The 26,503-nt window shown below is 33.0% G+C and carries 24 protein-coding genes; 17 read left to right on the top strand and 7 right to left on the bottom strand.

Features of this window, described 5'->3' with window-relative positions:
- Window positions 1–18 precede the first annotated feature (18 nt).
- From rpmG to ftsY, 3 genes are all read left to right on the top strand, one after another.
- On the top strand, window positions 19–201 hold the full coding sequence (gene rpmG / locus M0214_RS00485; RefSeq protein WP_008271040.1) for a 50S ribosomal protein L33: 183 nt from the start codon (window positions 19–21) through the stop codon (window positions 199–201).
- A gap of 6 nt (window positions 202–207) precedes the next feature.
- Window positions 208–360, top strand: coding sequence for a DUF4295 domain-containing protein (locus M0214_RS00480; protein WP_076697604.1), 153 nt, complete (start codon window positions 208–210; stop codon window positions 358–360).
- A 185-nt stretch (window positions 361–545) separates the two neighbouring features.
- A complete protein-coding gene (ftsY, locus tag M0214_RS00475) occupies window positions 546–1,499 on the top strand; it encodes a signal recognition particle-docking protein FtsY (RefSeq protein WP_248723520.1) in 954 nt (317 codons plus the stop codon).
- A gap of 76 nt (window positions 1,500–1,575) precedes the next feature.
- Here ftsY and M0214_RS00470 read toward each other — a convergent pair whose 3' ends face one another.
- A complete protein-coding gene (locus M0214_RS00470) occupies window positions 1,576–2,643 on the bottom strand; it encodes a serine hydrolase (RefSeq protein WP_248723519.1) in 1,068 nt (355 codons plus the stop codon).
- A 111-nt stretch (window positions 2,644–2,754) separates the two neighbouring features.
- On the opposite strand from M0214_RS00470, the gene rimO reads away from it, so the two are divergent.
- Both rimO and M0214_RS00460 read left to right on the top strand, forming a co-directional pair.
- The gene (gene rimO, locus M0214_RS00465) at window positions 2,755–4,059 is read left to right on the top strand and encodes a 30S ribosomal protein S12 methylthiotransferase RimO (protein WP_248723518.1); all 1,305 of its coding nucleotides are present in this window, start codon (window positions 2,755–2,757) and stop codon (window positions 4,057–4,059) included.
- 89 nt (window positions 4,060–4,148) lie between these two features.
- A complete protein-coding gene (locus tag M0214_RS00460; RefSeq protein WP_371873516.1) occupies window positions 4,149–4,811 on the top strand; it encodes a peptidoglycan DD-metalloendopeptidase family protein in 663 nt (220 codons plus the stop codon).
- Window positions 4,812–5,030: 219 nt separating this feature from the next.
- Here the strand turns inward: M0214_RS00460 and M0214_RS00455 are convergent, their stop codons facing one another.
- From M0214_RS00455 to M0214_RS00430, 6 genes are all read right to left on the bottom strand, one after another.
- Complete coding sequence (locus tag M0214_RS00455) at window positions 5,031–5,630, bottom strand: hypothetical protein (RefSeq protein ID WP_248723516.1); 600 nt, start codon at window positions 5,628–5,630, stop codon at window positions 5,031–5,033.
- A gap of 199 nt (window positions 5,631–5,829) precedes the next feature.
- Window positions 5,830–9,183, bottom strand: coding sequence for a preprotein translocase subunit SecA (secA, locus tag M0214_RS00450; RefSeq protein WP_248723515.1), 3,354 nt, complete (start codon window positions 9,181–9,183; stop codon window positions 5,830–5,832).
- Window positions 9,184–9,343: 160 nt separating this feature from the next.
- Window positions 9,344–9,565 (bottom strand): DUF2795 domain-containing protein, encoded by a 222-nt coding sequence (locus M0214_RS00445; RefSeq protein ID WP_019387375.1) that lies wholly within the window; start codon window positions 9,563–9,565, stop codon window positions 9,344–9,346.
- Between the two features lie 153 nt (window positions 9,566–9,718).
- Window positions 9,719–10,294: a cob(I)yrinic acid a,c-diamide adenosyltransferase gene (locus M0214_RS00440; protein ID WP_248723514.1), complete on the bottom strand. Its 576-nt coding sequence runs from the start codon at window positions 10,292–10,294 to the stop codon at window positions 9,719–9,721.
- A 208-nt stretch (window positions 10,295–10,502) separates the two neighbouring features.
- Window positions 10,503–11,270, bottom strand: coding sequence for an O-methyltransferase (locus tag M0214_RS00435; RefSeq protein ID WP_248723513.1), 768 nt, complete (start codon window positions 11,268–11,270; stop codon window positions 10,503–10,505).
- Window positions 11,271–11,274: 4 nt separating this feature from the next.
- The gene (locus tag M0214_RS00430) at window positions 11,275–13,137 is read right to left on the bottom strand and encodes an ABC-F family ATP-binding cassette domain-containing protein (RefSeq protein WP_248723512.1); all 1,863 of its coding nucleotides are present in this window, start codon (window positions 13,135–13,137) and stop codon (window positions 11,275–11,277) included.
- Between the two features lie 103 nt (window positions 13,138–13,240).
- Between M0214_RS00430 and M0214_RS00425 the strand changes: the two genes are divergently transcribed.
- Genes M0214_RS00425 through M0214_RS00370 form a run of 12 tightly spaced genes read left to right on the top strand, consistent with a single transcriptional unit; the run spans window position 13,241 to window position 26,501 of the window.
- Window positions 13,241–14,044, top strand: coding sequence for a polysaccharide biosynthesis/export family protein (locus M0214_RS00425; RefSeq protein ID WP_248723511.1), 804 nt, complete (start codon window positions 13,241–13,243; stop codon window positions 14,042–14,044).
- A 5-nt stretch (window positions 14,045–14,049) separates the two neighbouring features.
- The gene (locus M0214_RS00420; protein ID WP_248723510.1) at window positions 14,050–16,527 is read left to right on the top strand and encodes an exopolysaccharide transport family protein; all 2,478 of its coding nucleotides are present in this window, start codon (window positions 14,050–14,052) and stop codon (window positions 16,525–16,527) included.
- A gap of 11 nt (window positions 16,528–16,538) precedes the next feature.
- Window positions 16,539–17,408 (top strand): ABC transporter permease, encoded by an 870-nt coding sequence (locus tag M0214_RS00415; RefSeq protein WP_248723509.1) that lies wholly within the window; start codon window positions 16,539–16,541, stop codon window positions 17,406–17,408.
- Between the two features lie 2 nt (window positions 17,409–17,410).
- The gene (locus tag M0214_RS00410) at window positions 17,411–18,685 is read left to right on the top strand and encodes an ABC transporter ATP-binding protein (protein WP_248723508.1); all 1,275 of its coding nucleotides are present in this window, start codon (window positions 17,411–17,413) and stop codon (window positions 18,683–18,685) included.
- A 3-nt stretch (window positions 18,686–18,688) separates the two neighbouring features.
- Window positions 18,689–19,375, top strand: coding sequence for a WbqC family protein (locus M0214_RS00405; protein ID WP_248723507.1), 687 nt, complete (start codon window positions 18,689–18,691; stop codon window positions 19,373–19,375).
- A 4-nt stretch (window positions 19,376–19,379) separates the two neighbouring features.
- The gene (locus M0214_RS00400) at window positions 19,380–20,009 is read left to right on the top strand and encodes an acetyltransferase (RefSeq protein WP_248723506.1); all 630 of its coding nucleotides are present in this window, start codon (window positions 19,380–19,382) and stop codon (window positions 20,007–20,009) included.
- Entirely contained in the window at window positions 20,009–21,142 is a 1,134-nt protein-coding gene (rffA, locus tag M0214_RS00395) for a dTDP-4-amino-4,6-dideoxygalactose transaminase (RefSeq protein ID WP_248723505.1), read from the top strand. Before M0214_RS00400 ends, rffA begins: the two co-directional genes overlap by 1 nt.
- Window positions 21,129–22,286 (top strand): hypothetical protein, encoded by a 1,158-nt coding sequence (locus M0214_RS00390; protein ID WP_248723504.1) that lies wholly within the window; start codon window positions 21,129–21,131, stop codon window positions 22,284–22,286. The genes rffA and M0214_RS00390 overlap by 14 nt, the downstream gene beginning before the upstream one ends.
- Before the next feature lies 1 nt (window position 22,287).
- Complete coding sequence (locus M0214_RS00385) at window positions 22,288–23,304, top strand: glycosyltransferase (RefSeq protein ID WP_248723503.1); 1,017 nt, start codon at window positions 22,288–22,290, stop codon at window positions 23,302–23,304.
- Complete coding sequence (locus M0214_RS00380) at window positions 23,301–24,323, top strand: acyltransferase (RefSeq protein WP_248723502.1); 1,023 nt, start codon at window positions 23,301–23,303, stop codon at window positions 24,321–24,323. The genes M0214_RS00385 and M0214_RS00380 overlap by 4 nt, the downstream gene beginning before the upstream one ends.
- A gap of 10 nt (window positions 24,324–24,333) precedes the next feature.
- Window positions 24,334–25,584, top strand: coding sequence for a glycosyltransferase (locus M0214_RS00375; protein ID WP_248723501.1), 1,251 nt, complete (start codon window positions 24,334–24,336; stop codon window positions 25,582–25,584).
- The gene (locus tag M0214_RS00370; RefSeq protein ID WP_248723500.1) at window positions 25,581–26,501 is read left to right on the top strand and encodes a glycosyltransferase family A protein; all 921 of its coding nucleotides are present in this window, start codon (window positions 25,581–25,583) and stop codon (window positions 26,499–26,501) included. Before M0214_RS00375 ends, M0214_RS00370 begins: the two co-directional genes overlap by 4 nt.
- The last annotated feature ends 2 nt before the right edge of the window (window positions 26,502–26,503 follow it).

Here is a 26,503-nt window from a genome sequence, read left to right as displayed (position 1 = left end):
TTTAAAAGAAATTAAGAAATGGCAAAGAAAGGTAACAGAATCCAGGTAATTTTAGAATGTACAGAGCATAAAGCTTCTGGTCAACCAGGAACTTCAAGATACATTACAACAAAGAATAAGAAAAATACGCCAGATAGAATGGAAATTAAAAAATTCAATCCTATCCTTAAGCGTATGACAGTTCATAAAGAGATAAAATAATAAGTCATGGCAAAGAAAGCAGTAGCATCGTTACAAACAGGATCAAAAAGGTTAACTAAAGCCATAAAAATGGTTAAGTCACCTAAAACAGGAGCTTATATGTTTGTTGAGTCTATTATGGCTCCAGACCAAGTAAATGACTTTTTAAACAAAAAGTAAACACAAGCTTTTCTTATAATATTAGAAACTGCTTTCTTTTTTAGAAAGCAGTTTTTTTATGTTTATATTTGAGCGTTTTTCTGCCAAAATAGCAGTAAAATTTTGTGGTCAGGTATTTGTGTTAGTTCAGATTATAACAGGAAAGTTAAACGAACAAACACATCAACAAATAAACATTCAAAAGAATGAGTTTTTTTAAGAAAATATTCTCTTCAGAAAAAAAGGAGACACTAGATAAAGGTTTGGAGAAATCTAAATCTAGTTTTTTTGGTAAATTAAGTAAGGCGGTAGCCGGAAAATCTAAAGTAGACGATGAGGTTTTAGATAATTTAGAAGAGGTATTAGTAACCAGTGATGTTGGTGTAAATACTACTCTTAAGATTATTGAGCGTATTGAAGAACGTGTTTCTAAGGATAAATATCTGGGAACCGATGAGCTGAATCAAATTTTACGAGAGGAGATAGCTGGTTTATTGAGTGAGACCAATGTAGGCGAGGAAACCGAATTTGTTGTTCCCAGTGATAAAAAGCCCTACGTAATCATGGTGGTTGGTGTTAATGGCGTTGGAAAAACTACTACCATAGGTAAACTAGCTTATCAGTTTAAAAAACAAGGTCTAAAAGTTGTTTTAGGTGCGGGAGATACATTTAGAGCGGCGGCTATTGATCAATTACAAGTTTGGGCAGATAGGGTTGATGTTCCTATTGTAAAGCAAAATATGGGTAGTGACCCTGCTTCTGTGGCGTTTGATACCTTACAAAGTGCCGTTACCCAAGACGCCGATGTTGTTATTATAGATACTGCAGGAAGATTACATAATAAAGTGAACCTAATGAACGAGCTTACCAAAGTAAAGCGTGTAATGCAAAAGGTGGTGGCAGATACTCCCAACGATGTGCTTTTAGTACTAGATGGTTCTACTGGACAGAATGCCTTCGAACAAGCTAAACAATTTACAGCGGCTACAGAAGTAACGTCATTAGCTGTAACCAAACTGGATGGTACAGCCAAAGGTGGTGTGGTAATTGGAATTTCCGATCAATTTCAAATCCCGGTTAAGTACATTGGAGTAGGTGAAGGCATTGAAGATTTGCAGGTGTTCAATAAATACGAGTTTGTAGATTCTTTCTTTAAATAATCTATCATTCCTGCGAAAGCATGAATCCACGTGCATTTTGTTGATTAATTTTTTTTTGACAATAGGTTAACTGACATTAATCAATAAGTTTATTTAGCTTCTCCCACAACTCATTATCAAAATTACTTGGTCCAAACCTAGTTTTCTTGGCTTTATCACCCATCCTAACGACGACTATATTTTTACTCGGTACAACGTATAATTTTTGGTCGTTCTTACCTAATCCTGCAATAAGGTCATCTGGTGCATTAGGGATTAGTTTACTATCAAATTTCTTTGTTAACCCGGGTAATCTGTAACTTTCTTTTCCGTTTAGCCACCATAAATAACCATAGCTTTCATTCTGATTTTGGGAGGTGTTGACCATGGCGCTAAAATATTCAGGGTCTTTTAAAATTGGAGTGTTATTCCAAATGCCTTTATTTAGGTTAAGAAGTCCAAACCTTGCCATACTTCGAGCATTACTGTAAAAAGGTTTGGCATATCCAAGGCGTTTCCATTCGCCCTGCATCCCTATTTTATCTCGTAACTTTTCATTGAAATAAGACTCAAAGCTTTGTTTTACGGCTCCCGCTACTATGTTATGGGTTTTTGTGTATCCAGCATTATGATAATACCAAAAACTCCCAGGAGCATTTTTGTAGGTTAGGCACCTTGGCAGAGTACAATTCTTATTCATTACAGTGTAGTCTAAACCGGTTGTCATGCTAAGATGATGTTTCACAGTAATTTTACTTTCTTGACTTTCGGTTAAACTAGACCAACCTTTTCTAAGGTAATTGTTTGAAGGGTCTTCAATGCTTAAATAGCCTTCGTTTTGAGCGATACCAATAGTAAATGCGGCTAGTGTTTTGGCTGCCGAATACCAGGGAAGTACTGAGTTAGAATCGGCGCCGTTACCATACCATTCCAAAGCAATTTTTCCATCCTTCAATATGATAAATGCCTTTGTGCCTTTGCTTTCAATATAATTCAGTAGGGGCTCAACCTCAGAAGTTTTCCAATGGGTTTCCTCCATAGTAATCGTTTCCCATTCGTTATTGTTTAAAGGAGGGAAATACAGGATATCTTTATTGGTGTTTTGTGAAAAGGAAATAAGAATCCCCAAGCAAGTGAAAAAGAAAGAAAAGACTGTTTTTTTCATGATAGCACGTTTATGATTTATACCCTCAAAACTCTTCAGGGTTTAAGTTTAAAATATACAATAATATATCATAAACCATTCCGTATCTTTGCGCTCACATTTACGAAAGGTATGAGAACGAAAACTCTAAAGAAAAATAAGATTAATGTGGTTACCCTTGGCTGTAGTAAAAATGTTTACGATAGCGAGGTGTTAATGGGGCAATTAAAGGCCAGTGGTAAAGACGTTGTTCATGAAGAGGAAGGTAATGTTGTGGTCATCAATACTTGCGGATTTATTAACAACGCCAAAGAGGAAAGTGTGAATACTATTTTAGAGTATGTGCAGAAAAAGGAGGAAGGCGAGGTTGATAAAGTTTTTGTAACAGGTTGTTTAAGTGAGCGTTACAAGCCAGATTTGCAAAAGGAAATTCCAAATGTAGATCAGTATTTTGGAACTACCGAACTTCCAGGGTTATTAAAAGTATTGGGTGCCGATTACAGACATGAGCTTATAGGAGAGCGATTAACAACCACACCCAAAAACTATGCGTACCTAAAAATTGCCGAAGGTTGTGATAGACCATGTAGCTTTTGTGCCATTCCACTTATGCGAGGGAAACACAAAAGTACGCCTATCGAAGATTTGGTTATAGAAGCTGAAAAGTTAGCTGCTAATGGCGTGAAAGAGCTTATTCTCATTGCACAGGATTTAACCTACTACGGACTGGATTTATATAAGAAAAGAAATTTAGCAGAGTTGTTGGAAGCCTTAGTTAAAGTAGATGGTATTGAGTGGATTCGTTTGCATTATGCTTTTCCAACGGGTTTCCCCATGGATGTATTAGAGGTTATGAAGCGCGAACCTAAAATCTGTAACTATTTAGATATTCCGTTGCAGCATATTTCAGACTCCATTTTAAAGAGTATGAAAAGAGGGACGACCAAAGAAAAAACGACCAAGTTAATTAAGGACTTTAGAACTCTAGTGCCCGAAATGACCATAAGAACCACTTTAATTGTGGGATATCCTGGTGAGACTGAAGCCGATTTTCAATTGCTGAAAGATTGGATTAAGGCGATGCGTTTTGAACGTTTAGGGTGTTTTACCTATTCTCATGAAGAAAATACAGGAGCTTATGCTTTAGAAGATGATGTTCCCGAAGATATAAAAATGGATCGCGCCAATGAAATCATGGAGATTCAATCCCAGATTTCATGGGAATTGAATCAAGAGAAAATTGGTCAGACTTTTAAAGTGGTGATCGATAGGAAAGAAGGGAATTACTTTGTGGGTAGAACTGAATTTGATTCTCCAGATGTTGATAATGAAGTCTTAATTGATGCCTCTTCTACTTATTTGAAAACAGGTGAGTTTACTACTGTTAAAATCACTGAAGCCGAAGATTTTGATTTGTATGGTGACGTTGTAGCTTAGCATGTTATTTTCTAAATACAATCTAAAGGTTGCATATCATTCATTTTCTTATTTTTGAATTGATGCATTCCATAGATTTTTTAAACGTCTTGAAAACTCTGAGTTCGGAGCCGATTCGTGTATTGGATACACCCATTCCAAATTCCAAATACATCCCCATAGATTTATCTGAAACTAATAACGCTTTGAATAAGGTAGATGTTTCTTCAACTGAAAAATTAGGCGATTTTGTAAACAATTATATCAAATCTCATAATGCTACTGTGGCTTATGGCGGGTATTTAGAGGTTAGGAATATTTATAAGCGAAGCCAACATTTTAATAAACAAGCTCAAGAAGAACGCAATATTCATTTGGGAATTGATTTATGGAGTGAAACAGAAACTCCCATTTACACGCCTTTAGAGGGCAAGGTACATAGCTTTAAAAATAACACCAATTTTGGAGATTATGGCCCAACAATACTACTTGAGCATAGTGTTGCTAATGTAACCTTTTATACACTTTACGGCCATTTAAGTTTAGAATCAATCCAAGGTTTAATGATTGGACAAGTTTTTAAACAAGGAGAACAGATTGCAACTTTAGGAGATGATACTGTAAATGGCAATTATCCACCGCATTTACATTTTCAAGTTATCAAAGATTTGCAAGGCAATACGGGTGATTATCCTGGGGTTTGTGCTAGAAAGGATCTTGATTTTTATTCAAGAAATAGCCCTGATCCTAATCTAATTTTGAAACTTTTTTGATTGAGTTCGTTTAACGGTCGTGTATAAAAATAGTAGGGCGGAAAAAACGCACGAACCATTCGGTTGAACACAAGCCGAATTTTTTTAATTTTTCTTATTACTTTTCTTTCAATAAGCCAAATTTAAAAATTTGGCGACCTTGCAAATATGCTATTACCATTGGGTTTAGTACTCATTGCCCTATTATTTTTATACTTTGTTGTAAATAGTTGTTTCCGCTCAGTTTTTCGTTCTGAAATCTGCTGGCGTCCAACATCTTAAATACATACTTTTAAAGTTACTCGACCTATCGTAAACTGTGTAAAATGTTTGACTTCCATCAAAACAGTTTTCATCGCCGTATTTTTTCGGATTCTCATTCCAATTTTCATTCGCAATTATAGCATCATAAATTTCCTTAATGTCATCTTGTGCACCTCCTTCAAAAACTAAATCTTCTACGGTTATACTTTTTGATTTTTCAACATATTCCTTATTCCCAGAATCCAACGTATATTCATATAGTATTCCGTCTGTAAATATGGATACAAAATCCGCTACGCAACCCATACAAATAAACATATAGCTTTCAGTTAATATTATTGGCTGATTAGGATATTCATTTCTTAATTCTACGAGTTTTTTGGTGTATTTGTCTCTAAAATCAAGTTGTCTTTTCAATTCAGTTTCCATTGATTTAGCAGAGTCAAATGGCGAATTTTCTACGCTCACTTTATTCGCAATATTTATCCGCTTATTTAAATCCGAGATATTGGCAGGTTTACATCCAACAAAAATCAGAATTACTAAGTTTAAGAATATAACGAATGTTTGTTTCACAATTATTTACAACGTTTAGATAGACTTCCGTTTTAATGAAGTTTATCGATTGTTAAACGAAGGTAGCCGAAAATTTTTACAAAGTCAATAGCTGTCAAAACAAAAACTCCCGATAGATTTCTATCGGGAGTTTTTTTGTCATTCAGGGTGAAACGAAGAATCTTAAAATTAAAGATGCTTCACTAAGTTCTGCATGACATTAATCCTCAACCAAAACCCAATCGCCTTTTGCAATTAGAGGTTCTGCTTGTTTATATTTAAGGGTTTTGTTTTCACCGTTCATAACATGTTTAATAGTAACACGGTCGTTACGTCCAATCTTTGGTTTATCACGAACAATGGTTTCCACAATTTGTTGTTGACGTTGGGTGTTTCCAGCAGCTCTACTTTCGGCAGCACGTTCATCAAGATTAGGAATTTCTTCCTTGGTGGTTTGTACCTTTTCTTGTTTCCTAGCTCTAGCTTCTTGAATGTTATTCTGAGTTTCTTGTGGTAATTCTCCTTTAAATAAGAATGAAATAACATCCTTGTTTACTTGGTCAATCATGGCCTTGAATAATTCAAAGGCTTCGAACTTATAAATCAATAAAGGGTCTTTTTGTTCGTGTACGGCCAGCTGTACCGATTGTTTCAGCTCATCCATTTTTCGCAAATGGGTTTTCCAAGCATCGTCGATAATGGCTAAAGCAATGTTCTTTTCAAAATCGGTAATTAATTGTTTACCATTGGTTTCGTAGGCCTTTTCTAGGTCGGTAACCACATTCAAGCTCTTTACACCATCTGTAAACGGTACCACAATACGCTTGTATTTATCACGCTGATTTTCATAAACATTTTTAATCACCGGGAAGGCCAAGTCGGCATTTCGCTCCATTTTTTCACGGTAATGCTCAAAGGCTGCTTTATAAATGATAGAAGTGATTTCCTGTTCTGAGAGTTTACCAAATTCTTCTTCAGTAATTGGCGAACTCATTGAGAAATAACGAATCAATTCAAACTCGAAATTTTTATAATCGTTTGCGCCTTTATTGGTTTGCGCAATACCTTCCGAAGTGTCGAAAATCATATTTGCTAAATCCACTCTAAGGCGTTCTCCATGTAAGGCGTGTTTTCTACGTTTGTAAACCACCTCACGTTGGGCGTTCATAACATCGTCATACTCCAATAAACGCTTACGCACCCCAAAGTTGTTTTCCTCAACTTTCTTTTGGGCACGTTCAATAGATTTTGAAATCATGGAATGCTGAATGACTTCACCTTCCTTTAATCCCATGCGGTCCATCATTTTAGCGATACGCTCACTACCAAATAAACGCATAAGGTTATCTTCTAAAGACACGTAGAACTGAGAACTACCAACATCTCCTTGACGACCAGCACGACCTCGTAACTGACGGTCTACACGGCGCGAGTCATGACGTTCTGTACCTACAATGGCTAAACCACCAGCGGCTTTTACTTCATCAGATAGTTTGATATCGGTACCACGACCCGCCATGTTGGTTGCAATGGTAACCTGTCCGCTTCTACCAGCTTGGTCAACGATTTCAGCTTCTTTTTTATGCTGTTTTGCATTCAATACGTTATGAGGAATTTTTCTAATGCTTAGCATTTTTCCCAATAACTCTGAAATTTCAACCGAAGTTGTACCAATCAAAACGGGGCGTCCGGCTTTAGATAATTCAGTTACTTCATCGATTACAGCATTGTATTTTTCACGTTTGGTTTTATAGACTAAATCCTCACGGTCATCGCGTGCAATAGGTTTGTTTGTTGGGATTTCAACAACATCTAATTTATAGATTTCCCAGAACTCACCAGCTTCGGTAACCGCAGTACCAGTCATACCAGATAGCTTACGGTACATTCTAAAGTAGTTCTGTAAGGTTACCGTGGCAAAAGTTTGGGTAGCATCTTCAATCTTTACATTTTCTTTGGCTTCGATGGCCTGGTGTAAACCGTCGCTGTAACGACGACCATCCATGATACGTCCCGTTTGCTCATCTACGATCATTACCTTATTGTCCATGACCACATATTGTGTGTCTTTTTCGAACAAGGCGTATGCTTTTAACAACTGGTTGAGGGTGTGTATACGTTCAGATTTTACGCCAAACTCTTTGTATAGATCTTCTTTAAGGTTGGCTTCTTCTTCTGCCGATAACCCTTGACTTTCAATTTTTGCAATTTCCATACCTATTTCAGGCATTACAAAAAAGTTAGGGTTGTCTTTTCCAGAAATGTATTCTACACCTTTATCGGTTAATTCAACCTGATTGTTTTTTTCGTCGATTACATAATAAAGCTCAGCATCAACCTTTGGCATTTCACGGTTGTTATCTTGCATGTAAAAATTCTCGGTTTTTTGAAGAAGCATTTTTATACCTTCTTCACTCAAGAATTTAATAAGTGCTTTATTCTTAGGAATACCACGATACACGCGTAATAACTGGAAACCACCTTCTTTAGTATCGCCTTCTTTGATAAGTTTTTTTGCTTCGGCTAAAACTCCTGTTAGGTATTTGCGTTGCACACTAACAATATCATCAACCTTAGGCTTTAACTCGTTGAATTCATGGTGATCACCTTTAGGAATTGGTCCAGAAATAATCAATGGTGTACGGGCATCATCAACTAAAACCGAATCTACCTCATCCACAATGGCGTAGTGGTGCGGACGCTGTACCAAGTCGTCTGGCGAATGTGCCATATTATCACGTAGGTAGTCAAAACCAAATTCGTTGTTAGTTCCATAAGTGATATCGGCGTTATAGGCTTTCTTACGGGAGTCTGAGTTAGGTTGGTGGTAGTCGATACAATCAACACTCAATCCGTGGAATTCAAAAATCGGCGCCATCCATGCGCTATCACGTTTTGCTAAGTAGTCGTTAACCGTTACTAAGTGCACCCCTTTTCCAGCCAGGGCATTTAAGTAAACAGGTAATGTCGCAACAAGCGTTTTACCTTCACCGGTTTGCATTTCGGCAATTTTACCTTGGTGCATGGCAATACCACCGATAAGCTGAACATCGTAGTGGATCATATCCCAGGTAATAGGTTTACCGGCTGCATCCCAAGAGTTAGCCCAAGTAGCATCGTCTCCTTCAAGAGTTATATATTCTTTGCTGCCAGAAATTTCTCTGTCGAAAGTAGTAGCTTTAACTGTAATTGAAGTGTTGTTAACAAAGCGTTTAGCCGTTTCTTTAACTACAGCAAACGCTTCTGGCAATATGTCGTTTAAAACACCTTCTGTAATGTCGTAAACATCGTCATGTAGTTTATCGATATCTTGATAAATATCTTCTCTTTTATCAATATCCTCGGTGTTTTCAGCTTCCTCTGTAAGTTGAGTTATACGATCGTTTAAATCCTTACAGGCTTCGGCGATTTTAGCCTTGAACTCAACTGTTTTATATCTTAATTCATCATGCGATAACCCTTCTAAGGCAGACTCGAAAGACTTTACTTTGTCTACGATTGGCATGATGGCTTTTACGTCTTGTTTAGATTTGTCTCCAACAAATACTTTTAAGACTGAATTTAAAAAACTCATAGCGTGTAGTATATTTTATCTAGGTTTTTCCTAGTGTAATTTTAATGTGTTCTTGTATCTTTTGTAAATACTCAAAGATACATCTTGTTAGGTTTTAAGCCTAAATAAGGATAAAAAAAAAGCCTCGGTTAGAGACTTTTTTTATGGTTTATCTTATAGCTTAATATTCGTCTTCATTCCACAGATAGTCTTCATCTGTTGGATAATCAGACCAGATCTCTTCAATGGAATCATAAGAATCTCCTTCGTCTTCGATTGACTGCAAATTCTCCACCACTTCTAATGGAGCACCAGTTCTAATAGCATAGTCAATTAACTCGTCTTTAGTAGCTGGCCATGGGGCATCACTTAGATAAGATGCTAGTTCTAAAGTCCAATACATTTCTTATAGGTTTAATTTTCTGCAAAAATAATTTTTTAGTTTAAACGTGCAAGAAAAATTTGAATTATTTAATCATAAAATAAAAGAGCGTTTTTCTTTTGGGTTACAAACTTTTAAAAACTTTTGCAATATTGATATTCTTGGGCGTAAAGGTTAAGAGTTCTTTTCAGGAATCCATTTTACCTCTTCTGCTCCCAGTTCATGTGTCAACTTTCGTGCCAATACAAAAAGGTAGTCAGAAAGGCGGTTAATGTATTTTAGGACATTAGCGTCTAAAGGGTCTGAATCGTTGAGTGCAGTAGATAGACGCTCTGCTCTTCGGCAAACACAACGTGCTATGTGACAGAATGACACCGTTTGGTGACCTCCGGGCAAAACAAAGTGTGTCATTTGGGGGAGCGACTCATTTAAAGCATCCATTTCCTGCTCTAGAAGTTCGATATCTCCGCTGTCTATTTTATTAATGTTTAGTCTTTCCTTGCCATTTTTTAAAACAGCTTTTTCTGGATCGGTTGCCAGAATAGCACCAACAACAAATAGTTTGTGTTGAACTTCAATTAAAATATTTTTATGGTGTTGATTTATATTCTGGTCTCGAATGAGTCCAATATGAGAGTTAAGTTCATCTATTGTACCATAACTATCAATCCTTAAATGGTATTTTGGAACTCTTGTACCCCCAAATAAAGCGGTAGTTCCTTTATCTCCGGTTTTAGTATATACTTTCATACTATGCAAGTTAAGGCTTTAACCAGCAAAATCACAACGATTCCTTATTTTTGGTCTCTTTTTTCTTTTGAAAGTTTTCACGGAAATTTCTTGTGCTTCTATTTCTCAGTTTATTCTGATTTTTTCTAAAATTGTGATTGACTAATCCAAATAATAAAAATATAATCGCTAGGTAAAGCAGCATAGATATAACTTTGTTTAAAGATAGCTAAAGTCTTATAACAAAATCTTCTTTCGCCTGCTCGTTTCTAAAAAAAACAAACCCCCAATTAAAAGTATCAATGGTAACCGAAACTTTTGGATGTTTTTTTATGGTCTCCCAGGCCTCTGTCATGCCTTTAGACCAATATATATCATCAAAAATGAATACGGAGTTATTGTGCGCTGTAGGTAAGAGAGTTTCAAAATAATTTAAAGTAGCTTCTTTTTGATGATTGCCATCAAAGAAAATCAAATCGAAAGTATGTTTTGACAGGTTAGGAAGAACTTCGGAAAAATTAGCATTTTCAATTGTAATATTTTTGAGAGGTTTTAATCGATTACAAGTGAATTTAGAAATATTAGGGCACCCTTCGATACTTAAGATGTTACAATTTGGAGTTCCAAGGTGAACCGCATGAGTAGCTATTCCCAATGAAGTGCCTAGTTCTAAAACTTGATTGGGTTTAAAGTATTTAGATAATCTAAAAAGCAATTTACTCCTACTAAGGTTAGTGCCTGATATTTTAGCAATTTGGGAAACTTTTCTTTGATGGGTTTTGGTTTTTCGCGAGCCAGGACCTAGGTCCTCAACAGATATTATGGCGTCATTATTTTTTAGAGTACTCTTGTAGTTTTGAATGTCTTTATATTCAGGATAATCTGTTTTTTCATAAAAACACTTGGTAATCAAATCGTAAATAAAAGGGGAGTGAACACCGTGTTGGTTGGTGGATTTTAATAAGAACTTAAAGTATTGAATAATTAGATACCACATGGGGTTAATTCTCTAACTTTTCCGAAAGTTCAAACCAACGTTCTTCTTTAGTTTCTATGGTTTCAATAATCTCCTGTAACTCTTCTGATAATTTATTTATCTCTTCTTGTCTTAAATCGGGGTTTAAGAATTTATCCTCTAATTGCTTTTTGTCGTAGGCTAAAGATTTCAGTTTACTCTCAATATTTCTGAGTTCTTTTTCTTCATTGAAAGACAATTTAGAGGCTTCATTTTGTTTCCATGAATCCTTGTCTTTTTTTTCTTCGGTAGATTTTGATATTACAGGTTGGCTGTCTTCATAAACTCTATAATCAGTATAGTTTCCGGGGAAATCTTCTATTACGCCTTCGCCTTTAAAAACAAATAAGTGGTCTACAACTTTATCCATAAAGTAGCGGTCGTGAGAAACTACTATGATACATCCCGGGAAATCAAGTAAGAAACTCTCTAAGACGTTAAGTGTAACAATATCAAGATCATTTGTTGGCTCATCAAGAATTAAAAAGTTGGGATTTTGGATTAAAACCGTACATAAATAAAGTCTTTTACGTTCACCGCCACTCAATTTTTCAACAAAGTCATATTGTTTTTTACGACTGAATAAAAAGCGCTCTAATAGTTGTTGGGCACTAATTTGTCGTCCCTTCTTTAAAGGAATGTAATCACCAAATTCACGAATAACATCAATTACCTTTTGTTCTGGTTTGATTGTTATGCCGTTTTGGGTATAGTATCCAAACTTTACCGTTTCACCTTTTACCACTTTACCAGCATCTGGCTGGTCTGTTTGGGTAAGGATATTTAAAAATGTGGTTTTTCCAGTACCGTTTTTCCCAATAATCCCAACACGTTCACCTTTTTTAAAGGTATAGTCAAATCCTTTTAGAATAACCTTGTCTTGGTAGGATTTAGAAACATTATGGAATTCAATAATTTTACTTCCTAAACGCTCCATGTTAATTTCAAGTTGGACTTGATATTCCTTTCTACGTTGGTGAGCCTTGTGTTTTATTTCAAAGAAATCATCTATTCTAGATTTAGATTTTGTAGTTCTGGCTTTAGGCTGTCTCCGCATCCATTCTAGTTCTTTTTTAAATAGTTGTTTAGTCTTACCTGCCTCTACTGCTTCGCGTTCCTTTCTGGCATCTCTTTTCTCTAGGTAGTATAAATAGTTACCTTTGTATCCATAAAGGAGGCCTTTATCTAATTCAATAATTTCATTACAAACCCGTTCCAGAAAGTAACGGTCGTGAGTTACCATAAAAAGTGTGATATTCTCTTTAGCAAAAAAAGCTTCGAGCCATTCAATCATCTCTAGGTCCAAATGGTTGGTAGGCTCATCAAGAATGAGCAGGTCAGGTTTGTTTATGAGGACATTGGCCAATGAAAGGCGCTTTTTTTGTCCGCCAGAAAGCAAGCCTACTTTTTGATTTATATTTTCTAGTTTCAGCTTAAATAGAATCTGTTTGTACTGTGTTTCAAAATCCCAAGCGTTATGGTGCTCCATGTCATCAAACGCTTTTTGATAAGCTTCTGTATCATCCGGATTTAAAAGTGACCGTTCATAGTTGTGAATAATCTTAAGGATAGGGTTGTCACTAGCAAAAATAGTTTCCTCAATTGTAAGATTATTGTCGAATTTTGGGTCTTGTGATAAGAAAGCTACCTTAATGTCTTTTCTGTAAATAACATTTCCAGAATCGGCTTCATCTTCACCAGAAAGTATCTTTAAAATAGAGGTTTTTCCAGTACCATTTTTTGCAACAAAAGCAATTTTTTGGTCTTTGTGCACACTAAAAGAAAGGTTTTCAAAAAGTACTACCTCTCCGTAAGATTTCGATAAGTTTTCAACTGTTAAGTAATTCAAGATGCCCTTTTTTGCAAATAACGAACAAAAAACCATAAAATCCTGCATCAGTTTTATTATTCATGATGAAAAGTTATATTTGCTTTAATTCAAATAGCTCCGAATGAAAAAATATATTTGGTTTTATATCATTCTGTTAAGTTTGTTATTTAGTTCCTGTATTACCAACAAGGATGTGGTGTATCTTCAAGATAAAGGAACAGTGATTTCAGATTCAATTCTGGTTAAGGAGTTGGCAAAACCTTACAGAGTCCAAATAAACGATATTCTAAGTATTAATGTAAAGGCTTTAGATGAGGAGTTGGTGAGTATCTTTAACCCGGTAGACACAGGAGGAAATAATAATATTGCTCAGCAAGGGCAAGCAGGTCTGTATTTTAATGGTTTTACTGTTGATTTACATGGTAATATTAAGTTTCCTATTCTAGGTGAAATAAACGTTTTAGGTTTTACAATCAAGGAAATAGAAACTAAAGTAAAATCGGAATTACTGAAGCAATATTTTAAGGAAACCGCTGAAATATTTGTTACTGTAAAATTAGCGGGACTTCGATATTCTGTGACCGGCGAAGTTGGTGGAACAGGCGTATATACACTTTACCAAGATCGGGTAAATATTATAGAGGCCCTTGCTAATGCAGGAGATATTTTAGAAACTGGAGATCGCACAGATGTTATGATTGTTAGGCAATATCCTGATGCACAAAAAATACATCATATCGATTTAACAGATGTTACCGCAATGACATCTCCCTACTATTTTATTCAACCAAATGATATGATTTTGGTTAAGCCGCTAAAACGAAAAGCCATTGGAGCAGGACAAACAGCTTTTCAGAATCTTACAACCATTGCATCCCTGTTTTCCGTTTTGGTATCTACGTATTTCTTAACTAAAAACTTATAAAGTCTATGGTAGATGAGTTTGAAGTTTCAGAACCTACTGCCTCGAGTTTCGATGTAAAGAAGTTTTTATTTCGTGCATTAAGTTACTGGTACTTGTTTGTTATTCTTTTGATGGTTGGTATTTTTTATGTTTACCAAAAGAATATTAGGGAAGAGTTCTCTTATCGATTAGGAACAAAAATTTCAATTGAAGACGACAGTAATCCCCTATTTACATCCAACGCTAGTTTAACATTTAACTGGGGTGGGGTTACCTCTAAACTTCAGACTATGATAGTTACCTTAAAATCCAGGTCACATCATGAAAAGGTAGTCGATCGTTTAGAATTTTATAAAAGTTATTTAAAACAAGGGCGGTTTACTAAGCAGGATATATATAAATCTGCACCTTTTAGATTTCATCATGATTATAATTATCCGCAACTTATAGGAATTCCAATAAAGATAACTTTTTTGGATAAAGAGATTTATGAGCTAGAAGTAGAATTTACCAGTAATGTAGTAAGTGCTCAAAATTATATTGATAAAGAAATTACTTCGTTAAATGTAAGCCCTGGCAATTTTAAGAGGCAATTTAAAATTGGAGAAGAATTGACATTACCTTTCTTGAAAGGAACATTGAATTTAAGTGGAAGAAGCAAACCTAGTAAAACCGAAAGTTACTTTTTTCAATTTAATAATTTTGATGGAGTTGTAGCTAGTTATAATGGTAGAACAAGCGTCTCTAACCCTAAAGGTTCACCTATTCTTGATATTTCTCTTATAGATAAAAACACAGATAAGATTGTAGATTATTTGAATACGGCTGTAGCTGTTCTAACTGAAGATCAGTTGTATAGAAAGAACCTTTATGCTACAAAAGCTATCAAGTTTATTGACGAGCAGATATCTAGAGTGAAAAGCGAACTATCAGATAATGCTGAGGCACTGAACAATTACAGAAAGAAGAATAAGTTTTTTAGTTTAGATGACGAAAGTGTCTTATTGAATGATAAAATCACAAATTTAGATATTGAAAAAGAAAGTATTGATAGACAACTTAATTACTATGCTAACCTTAAAAATTATCTAATAACAAGTAGTTCGTTTACAGATATTCCAGCACCTTCTATTGCTGGAATTAAAGACGTAAACATATTAAATAATGTTGCCAAAATAAATGAATTATCTGTACAAAAATCTAAACTTCAGTACTCTGTAAGAAGTGATGCCACTGTGTTTAACGACCTAAACAGACAAATTGAAGGGCTTAAAAATGTATTGCAAGAGAACATTAAGGCTGCAACAGATGTACTGGAAAGAGAACTTAAACTTGTTAAGGGTAAACTTAATAATGCTGAAACTCAGTTTAGTAAACTTCCAGAAGATCAGCAACAGTTAATTACTATAGAGAGACAGTATTCATTAAGTGAACAAACCTACAACGTATTTTTAGCAAAAAGAGGAGAGGCAGAAATAATTAAAGCGTCTAATGTTTCAGATATTTTAATTATCGATTCCGCAAAAAATTCTGGCGCACAACTTCTTGGTAGAAATCTAAATGTTCGTTATGTTTTTGCCTTATTTGTAGCCTTGCTTGTCCCCATGTTATTGGCTTTAATTCTCACCATTGTAGATAATAGGGTGCATAGTCCTATAGACGTTGAACGGTTATCGCCAATTCCAATTTTAGGCGTTGTTGCAAAAAGCAAACTAGAAAATAATTTAATAGTTCACAAAAAGCCTAAATCTGTAGTTGCTGAAGCTTTTCGTGCCATGCGTTCCAATTTGCAATATTTTTATAAAACTAAAGATATTAAAGGTACTAAGACGCTTTTGGTTACCTCAACTGTAAGTGGTGAAGGAAAGACATACTGCTCCATGAATTTGGCAACGGTTTTTGCTCTTAGTGAAAAGAAAACGGTGTTAGTGGGTTTAGATTTAAGAAAACCTAGGATTTTCGGTGATTTTAATATAAAAAATGATGTTGGTGCAGTTAACTATCTAATAGGTCAAAAATCATTAGGAGAGATTGTGCAAAAAACAAATATTGATTTCTTGGATGTTATTACGTCTGGACCTATTCCACCAAATCCTTTGGAGTTATTGATTGGTTCGAGGCTTGAAAGTTTGATAAAAGAACTCAAAGAGCAATATGAATATGTTATTTTAGATACTCCACCTCTGGGATTAGTTGCCGATGCTTTGGAGTTATTTGATTACGTAGACGCTTCGCTCTATATAGTGAGACAAGATTATACTAAAAGGTGGATGTTGAATTTTATAAATGAAAAGTTCAATTCAGGGCAAATAAAAAATATAAGTATTGTTTATAATGCCTATAATAGAAAGGCTAAATATGGTATGGGGTATGGGTACGGCTACGGTTATGGTTATGGTTATGGTAATTATGCTAAGGGTTATCATGAAAATGCCCAGGAAGATTCAGGTTTTTTTGCTAGGTTGAAATCTACTTTAAAAGTTCGAGGCTCTGATAATAGTTAAGCTCAATAATTTTGGTAAAAAAAAACAAATCTGAGGATTGGCTCTACACAATTTCTTCTAAAAAGAGTTTGTTTAGCCTAAATTTAATCGAAATTTGGGAATATAAAGACTTATTGTTTCTATTTGTGAAACGTGATATAATCACCTTGTACAAGCAAACAATTTTAGGTCCCCTATGGTATATCATCCAACCATTGTTTACTTCTGTGATTTTTACACTTATTTTTAATAATTTAGGGCAAATAAAGACAGGAGATGTGAATCCTTTTTTGTTTAACCTAGCAGGTATCACTTTATGGAATTACTTTAAAGAGTGTCTTACTGGTACTTCAAATACATTTACTAAAAACCAGAATATTTTTGGTAAAGTCTACTTTCCCAGAGCTATAATGCCCATGTCTGTAACATTTTCAAACCTTTTAAAGTTTGTTATTCAATTAGTTATCTTTTTTGGGTTTTACGGTTATTTTATGATATCTGGAGATGATTTATACTTGAAACCAATAATTTTGATATTTCCTATTTATGTTTTAATGATGGCTTTGTTAGGGTTAGGTTTCGGGATGCTTTTATCTGCAATGACAACAAAATACAGAGATTTAACTGTATTAGTTAGTTTTGGCGTACAATTATTAATGTATTTGTCGGCAGTACCATATCCAGTTGAAGAGGCGCGTTTAAAATTTCCAGATTGGGTTGTGCCTTTTGTTGAGTATAATCCTTTAACTCAAATTATTGAAGGATTTAGGTATTTGTTACTTAATGTTGGGTTGTTTAGTTGGGAAAAATTGATTTACACTTTTTTATTGAGTCTTTTCGTTTTTCTAATAGGTTTAATTGTTTTTAATAGAACAGAAAAACAGTTTATAGATACGGTATAGTTATGAGCCACGTTATTTTAAAAGCTGAAAATATTAGTAAGCAATACCGTTTAGGATTAGTAGGAACAGGTACCATTAGTCATGATTTAAACAGGTGGTGGCATAAAGTTAGAGGTAAAGAAGATCCGTATTTAAAAATTGGAGAAGCTAATGACCGGAGTTTAAAAGGAAGTTCAGATTATGTTTGGGCTTTAAGAAATATTAATTTCGAAGTTAACAAAGGGGAGATATTGGGAATTATTGGCAAAAACGGAGCTGGAAAATCGACCCTTTTAAAGATTCTTTCAAGAGTAACGCTTCCAACTACTGGAGAAATAAAAACTAAAGGGCGTATTGCTTCTTTATTAGAAGTGGGTACTGGTTTTCATGGAGAGATGACTGGACGTGAAAATATTTACCTAAATGGAGCTATCCTAGGAATGACTAAAAAGGAAATTAGTTCTAAAATAGACGAGATTATTGAATTTTCTGGATGTCAACGTTACATAGACACCCCAGTTAAGAGGTATTCCAGTGGTATGACAGTTCGATTGGCTTTTGCGGTGGCAGCTTTTTTAGAGCCAGAAATTTTGGTGATTGATGAAGTTTTGGCAGTTGGAGATGCAGAGTTTCAAAAGAAAGCCATAGGTAAAATGAAAGATATTAGCGAGGGAGAGGGAAGAACTGTTTTATTTGTGAGTCATAATATGGCGGCAATTGAAACTTTGTGCACTAGAGTTATAAGTTTAGAAAATGGTGTTGTTACAGATGAGGGTAATCCAACAGATGTTGTTTCTAATTATCTAAATAATAGTTCAATTTCTAGCAGGATATTAAGTTTTGAATCTGTTGATGAGTCCCTAGGAAATGATAAAATAAAAATTCTTTATGCCGGAATTGAAAATGCTACTTCTGATAATATTAATGATGTTTTAGATGTGACATCGGCAATTGACTTTCGTTTAAAGATTTTGAATCTAACTGAAAATTCATTGATTTTTGTGGGATATGATTTAATAACTATTAAAGGTGATGTAGTATTTGGTTCAGCTTCAAAATTAAAATGTAATTTTGAATCGGTTACTGAGCTAAAATGTGAAATTCCAGCTAATTTTTTAAATAATAATATTTATCAGATTCACTTATATATTAATTCTGAAGAAAGGAAAGAATTATTTCAAGACACAGAATTTTTATCATTTGAGATTAAGGATGTAAAACGAGAATCAGGTTATCTTGGAAAAGTTAATGGTTTAATAAGACCTGATTTGTCATGGACAGTTATAAATAACTCATAATTAATGAAAAAGATTGCTATTCTTCAGTCAAACTATATCCCATGGAAAGGGTATTTTGATTTGATAGCATCTGTAGATGAGTTCATTATTTATGATGAAATGCAATACACCAAGAACGACTGGAGAAATAGAAATAAGATAAAAACTCCAACCGGAGTTAGTTGGATAACCATACCAGTTCGTGTAGAGAAATTATCACAAACTATCAATCAAACTCAGATATCAAATAATAATTGGGTTACTAAACATATAAAAACTTTGCAAGCTAATTATGCTAAGGCAAAGTATTTTAAAAACCATAAAGATTTTGTTTTTGACCTATATCATCAGGCTTCTAAAACTAGCAGTTTGTCAGAAATTAATTTTATTTTCATAGAAAACATTTGTAATTTTTTAAACATAAAAACAAAACTAAGTTTTTCTACAGATTATAATTTAATTGAAGGAAAAACAGAAAGATTAATTGATTTAATTAAACAATCTAAGGGAACAAGTTATATATCAGGTCCAGCGGCAAAAAGTTATATTGATGAAAACCTATTTAATGATAATAACTTAAATTTAGAATGGATGGATTATTCAAAATATAAAGAGTATAATCAGTTATATCCACCATTTGAACATGGTGTTTCTATACTAGATTTAATTTTTAATGAAGGAGAAAACTCTAGTAATTTCTTAACGCATTAATTTTATGAAAACACTTGCGATTGTTGGCGCGGGACATCTTGGACAGCAAATAGCTCATTATGCCATTACAGATGGACACTACCAAAAAGTGGTTTATTTTGATGATTTTACAAGTAAAAACAAAATAGGAGATTTTAATGTTTTAGGAAAAATAAGTGAGGTATCAGAGAAATTTAAAAATGGAGACTTTGATGAACTTATCATAGGAATTGGGTATAAACATTTAAATGTTAGAAAAAAGATATTCAAAACTTATTATAAAAAAATACCTTTTGCAACTATAATACATAGTTCTTCATGGATAGATGTTTCCGCGGTTATAGAGGAAGGGTGTATTATTTATCCTAAGTGTGAAATAGATCAAAAGGCTATAATAAAGTTTAATTCTGTGTTAAATTTAGGCTGTTCAATAGCGCATGATTCAATAATTAATGAACATTGTTTTTTATCCCCTAGAGTTGCAGTTGCAGGGTTTGTTTCAATAGAAGAAGAATGTGTTTTAGGGATTAATTGCACTATAATTGATAACTTAAAAATTGCTAAAAAAACTCAAATTGGGGCTGGAGCGGTAGTTACAAAAGCTATAAGTAGAAGTGGAGTTTTTTATGGTAACCCAGCTAAATTTATTAGATAATGATTCCGTTTAATAAGCCATATTTAACAGGTAATGAAACACAGTATATTATTGATGCTGTTTCATCTGGTAAAATATCTGGTAATGGTAAGTATACCAAACTATGTCAAACTTTTTTTGAAGAACGATATTCTTTTAAAAAGTGTTTACTAACAACCTCATGTACTGATGCTTTAGAAATGGCTGCTATTTTGGTAGATATTAAACCTGGCGATGAGGTAATTATGCCCTCTTATACGTTTGTATCTACAGCTAATGCATTCGTTTTGAGGGGAGCAAAAATTATTTTTGCTGACTCAAGTGAGGAAAACCCTAATATAGATGTCAGTAAACTTGATAAATTAATTACAAAAAAAACTAAGGCTATAGTGGTAGTTCATTATGCAGGAATAGCTTGTAATATGGATTCTATTATGGCATTGGCTAATACTCATGGTATTTATGTTGTAGAAGATGCTGCACAATCGATTGACAGTTTTTATACAGGTAAAGATGGAGTTAAAAACCCCTTGGGATCTATAGGGCATTTATCTACTTTTTCTTTTCATGAAACTAAAAATATTATTTCAGGAGAAGGAGGTATGTTAGCAATAAATGATTTACAATTTGCTAAACGTGCAGAAATAATTTGGGAGAAAGGTACAAATAGATCAGCTTTTTTTAGAGGTGAGGTTGATAAGTATGGATGGATAGATATTGGGTCTTCTTTTTTGCCTTCTGAAATAGTTGCAGCTTTTTTATGGGCGCAATTGGAGTGTTTGGATAAGATTCAAAATAAGAGAAAGGAAATATGGAATCGGTATTATAATGGACTTAATTGTTCTAAAAACAAGTTGAATTTACCTTATATTCCAGATTATGCTACCAATAATGCACACATTTTTTACTTAGTTTTTGATTCTATAGAAAGTAGAGCTAAGTGTATTGGGCAATTAAAAGAAAAGAATTTCCATGCTGTTTTTCATTATTTAAGTTTACATGAAAGCGAATTTTATAAAGATTCTTATTCGGGAGATGAGTTGTTTTGGAGTAATGAATATTCCAATAAATTATTAAGATTACCTTTATTTTATGAATTGAGTTTAGAAGATGTAGATGAAATAATTAATATTATTAATAATGCAGAAGCATAATATTTTATTTGTTGTTGGTTCTTTACATCAAGCTGGTGCAGAACGTTTTGCTTATGAGATTGATGCAGCTTTGAATAAAGATAAATTTAAGGTTTCAATATTGTGTTTAGAAAAGGATAATCAAACTTCAGATACCTGGAAAAATAGGTTCTATGAGAAGAAGCATTTAGATTTAGGAACCAATATCAGTTATATAGATGCATTTCTAACTTCTGAAAAGCATAGTTTTTTTGAGCGCTTATTTCATAAGTTAACAAATAATGCTTTTAAAAAAAAGAAAGCTAAATGGAAAACCTCATTTTATAATTTTTTAAGCACATATGATGTTATACACTGGATGGGAGAATATAATTTTGTACATACACTGCCAGAAAGTTTAAATATCAAGAGTTTAATACATATAATGACAGCTAGATTTCAAGAGCCTGATATTTATAAGGCTTTTAATTTTAAATATGATTATCATTTTATTTCTGGTTTTAAGGACGAGGAGTTAAAGTCTGAACTTAATCAGTTTGAAAATGTAAAACACACCTATTTCCCTTTAGTTTTAAAAATAAATTCTGAAGAGAATAAATGGAATTTTGTTGATGGAGAAGTTAAAAAAATAGCCATTTTCACAAGGTTAGATCGTTTCAAACCTTTAGATCCTTTTTTATATAGCTTTCAATTGCTTTTAGATAAATTACCCAACTGCGAACTGCATATTTTTGGTAGTGGAGATCCTGTTAAAGAAGGCGTGGTTTCTTTTCTTGAGCGTTTGGCTATTAAAGAAAAGGTTTTTTTTAGAGGCCATCAAGAAAGTATAGTAAGTACTATTAATAATGAGCATATTGATATGTCATGGTTTCAAGGGTATAATAATGATAGACCCGCAGGTTATGCTGGTTTTGATGTTTGCACTACCGGTGTACCTTTAATATGTTGGGATTTTTTCCCAAATCCAAATAATGCATTCAATTCTGTATATCCACATTATAAAAACCTTAATCAATTTGTAGATCAAAGTTTTAAAATTTTAACCCATAAAGATGAAGCGGAAAAACTATCCAATGCTCAATTTAGAGATATTGAGAAATCAAGAAACTCAAGATATTTCATTCAAATTTTAGAGGAAACATATCAAAGTATTGCTACTGACTAAGATGATAGCACCTAAAATAACTGTATTAATGCCGGTTTATAATAACGAAAGTTATATAAATGAAGCTGTAGACAGTATTTTGAATCAAACATTTTCAGATTTTCAACTTTTAATTATTGATGATGGCTCAACGGATAAAAGTGTGGCGCTAATTAAAAAATATGATGATGTACGTATTAAATTGGTTGAAAAAGATAACAATACGGGGCTAATAGATTGTTTAAATTTAGGGCTAAGTTTAGCTACAGGTAAATATGTAGCTAGAATGGATGGTGATGATATAAGTGTAGCAGATAGGTTTGAAAAACAATTAGCTATATTAGAAAATGACCAAGACATAAAAGTATGTGGGTGTTGGTTAAAAACATTTGGAGATAAGGAAGAAATTATAAAGCATAAAGAATTTCATGATGAAATAGTAGCAAATATGCTTATACATTGCTCAATGACTATGGGGGCTGTTATGTTTGAGAGAAAAGCATTTGAAGGATACTCTTTTAATAAAGAAAAAGTACATGTTGAGGACTACGATTTTTGGTCTAGAATAGCTTGGTCATGCAAATTTTATAATATTCAAGAAATACTCTATTTATATAGAACACATAATACACAAGTGTCTGCGGTATATAAAGAAATTCAAAAACAAGGAGATGTTGCTATAAAATTGTTTTTGTTTAAAAAAATAAAGTACAATGCAAAACTATATTCAGATGCTTTAATCACTAAAATGTTACTATTAAATAAAGAGTTGAAATTGAGTGAGTTTTCTGGTTTTATTAATTGGATTAATGAATTGAAACAAGTAAATAAAAATGCTAAAGTATACTCGCAAAAAGATTTAGAGAGCGTTTTAAAAATAATTAAGAGAAAAATATTTTATAAAGTGTATTTTTCAAATTCCATAAAAGGAATTACAAAAAAATGGAGGTTAAAATCCATTTATAAACTTGATTTTAATGACGCTCTTTGGGTTCTTAACATAAAAAGAAGACAAATATTTAAATCATTATTTCAATGAAAGGAAAAATAATATCTGCCTCTGAAAATCAATTTGGAATTTCATTGTTAAGAATTATTTCAACTATATCAGTAATCATAATACATGTTTCAGGACCTTTAGTTGTACAGTACGGAGAGATTTCACAATTCAAATGGAATGTTGCGAATGTTTTTGATAGTTTTAGCAGGTATTCTATACCAATGTTTTTTATGATTAGTGGTGCTTTGTTATTGAATAGAGATTACAACCTAAAAGATTTTCTCAAAAAGAGATTTATTAAGATTTTGCCTGCTTTTCTTGTATGGTCATTAGTTTACAGTATTGCAAATAGGTATTTTTTTAATAACGAAATTTTTGATTTAAAAAAGGTTTTTAGAGATATATTTTATGGAAGTGAGTATCATTTATGGTTTGTTTATGTTTTACTTGGTCTTTATTTATTTACACCAATTTTAAGACCATGGATTAAAAATGCTACGAGTAAAAATGTTTTGTATGTTTTGGGTGTCTGGGTGGTTACTTTATTTGCTGCTATACCTGTTTTAAATAATTATTTGCCTAAAATAGATCTTGCTTATTTTTCTGGATTTATAGGTTATTTCATTTTAGGGTTTTACCTTACTAACTGGAATACTAAGAGTAGGTTGATGGCAGTATTGGCAATAGTTTCAGGCTTAAGTATTACAGTTTTAGGCACCTATTTTATGACCATCAGAAATGGTGGTTTCTATGATTTCTTTTACGAGTATTTAAGTCTAAATGCTCTTATGGTTTCTTATGGTGTATTTGTAAGCTTAAACAAGATAAAGCCTTCAAATATTAGAGTAAATAGAATTTCTAATATCGTAAGTCAGTGCTGTTACGGCATATTTCTTATGCATCCTTTAGTGCTTAAGTTGTTTAACTTAATAGGTTTTAATGTTTATTTAATGAATCCTTTATTAAGTATTGCATTAGTTTCTGTTACTTGCTTTTTAACCTGTTTTATAATAGTATTTGGTTTGAGGCAATTAAAAATAGGGTATTTAATTTCTTAAAAACTCAAGAGTGTTCAAGAAAAGAAATTACAATCAGAAAGCAAAAGAGGTTATTTTTAAAATACCACAGTTTCCGCATATTTCAGAAACCTTTTTGGTGGCACAAATTTTAACGGCTATTAAACTTGGATTTAGTATAAAAATTATCACCAGAAAGTTTATAAGAGAAAATATTAGCCTTATTGAAAAGTATAATTTGCAGGAAAGAGTTATAATTCAAGATTACAGAATTCCTAAAAATAAATTTATAAGAAGTTTAAAATGGATATTGTTATTAATTCAGAATATTAGTGATATCAATTATATATTTAGGTATTACAGAGTACAAGAAACATTCAGTTTAACTTGGCTTTATCAATTAGTGTTTTATAAGAAGTTTAATAAAGCAAGTATCTTTCATATTCAATATGGTACAAATTCAACCCCAATAGATAAACTAAAAAAAATAAAATATTTAAAGCCAGCAGTTATTGTTACATTTCACGGTCATGATGCTTTTTTTCCTCTTTACGGTTATATTGATAATAATGGCTATTACAATGATTTGTTTGCAAGCAACTCATTTATTACGGCAAATACACCGTATCTATCAAATAAAATAGAAGGTCTAGGATGTTCAAAAGATAAATTAAAAGTTATACCGGTTGGAGTAAATACCTCTTATTTTTATCCTAAGCCAACTCAAAAGGATTCTAACATTATAAAATTAATTACGGTTGGTCGATTAGATAATGTAAAGGGTCAAAAGTATTGTATTGAGGTTGTAAAACAATTGTTAAACCTTAGAATAGAAGCCAGATTAAGTATTATTGGAGCGGGAGAGGAAAGAGAGAACTTAGAAACTTTAATTAATGAATATAAACTCACCAATAATATTAAGTTATTAGGAAGTAAAAATTCAAGTGAAATTAGAGATGTATTATGGCAACATGATATTTACTTGCTTTTAGCAGTACCTGTTGAGAATGGTAGAAGAGAAACCCAAGGGTTGGCAACCTTAGAAGCACAAGCGTGTGGACTGTCAGCTATAGTTTTTGATTCAGGAGGTGTTAAGTATACTGTAAAGAATGAAATTTCTGGTTTTATTTGTGAAGAGTTTAATGTTAATGAAGTTGTAGAAAAAGTGAAATATTTACATGAAAATAGAAAGGTTTTACAGGATATGGGAGAGAATGCTTCAAGGTTTGTAAGTGAGCAGTATTCTCAAAGTTTGATTGATGAGCAATGGGGACAATTTTATAATGAAATCATAAAGGAATGAATAATGATTTAGTTTCAATAATAGTTCCGTGCTATAATCAAGGTAAATTTTTAGACCATAGTTTATGCTCGGTTTATAATCAAACTTATACCAATTGGGAGTGTATTATTGTGAATGATGGAAGTTTTGATGATTCTGAAGCCATAGCTAAAGAATGGGTTGAAAAAGACAAAAGGTTCCAATATTATTTTAAAGAAAATAGTGGTGTAAGTGCAACTAGAAATTTTGGTCTAGACATAGCAAAGGGTCAATTTATACAATTTTTAGATGCTGATGATTATTTAAAAGAAAGAAAATTAGAATCTTCATTAGAAGTCCTAAACTATTCTAACAATGCTAACGAAGGGTTGGTAATTACTAACTTTAATATGGTGTCGGTAGACTTTAAAAAAGAATTTGAACCATATTGTAAATTGCAAAATGTAAAATTTGATTTTGAGAATTTGCTTTATAAATGGAATGATACCTTTTCAATTCCAATCCATTGTGGGTTTTTTAAATCTACTTTATTTCAGACCGTAAGGTTTCCTGAAAATTTAACTGCTCAAGAAGATTGGATTGTTTGGGTTAAAATATTCAATGAAGGAGCTAAGGCTGTTTTCTTAAATGAACCATTAGTTTTATATAGAAAAAACCCTAAAAGCAGAACAAAAACAAAGAGCTTACATCATGATCAAATTTTAGCTTATGACTGTTTCAAAACTTTTTTAAATGAAGATGAGTATCAAAAGTTGTCAAAAGTTTTGATTTCAAGATACTACAGAGAACAAGAAAAATATAAAAACAAATTAAGTGAGGTTAAAGAGTCAAACCCTTACCAAGCGGGATTAATGATTAGAAAAGTATTGAAACAAATAAGGTTATTGGGCGTGTTTAGAAAGTTATTTCCATTTTTTTTAAAGTTTAAGAAAAAATAAAG

Origin of the sequence: Seonamhaeicola sp. ML3 (genome assembly GCF_023273855.1) — a bacterium.
Taxonomy (GTDB): Bacteria; Bacteroidota; Bacteroidia; order Flavobacteriales; family Flavobacteriaceae; genus Seonamhaeicola.
The sequence above is the reverse complement of the archived record's forward strand: the minus strand, read 5'-3'. Positions and strand labels throughout refer to the sequence as shown.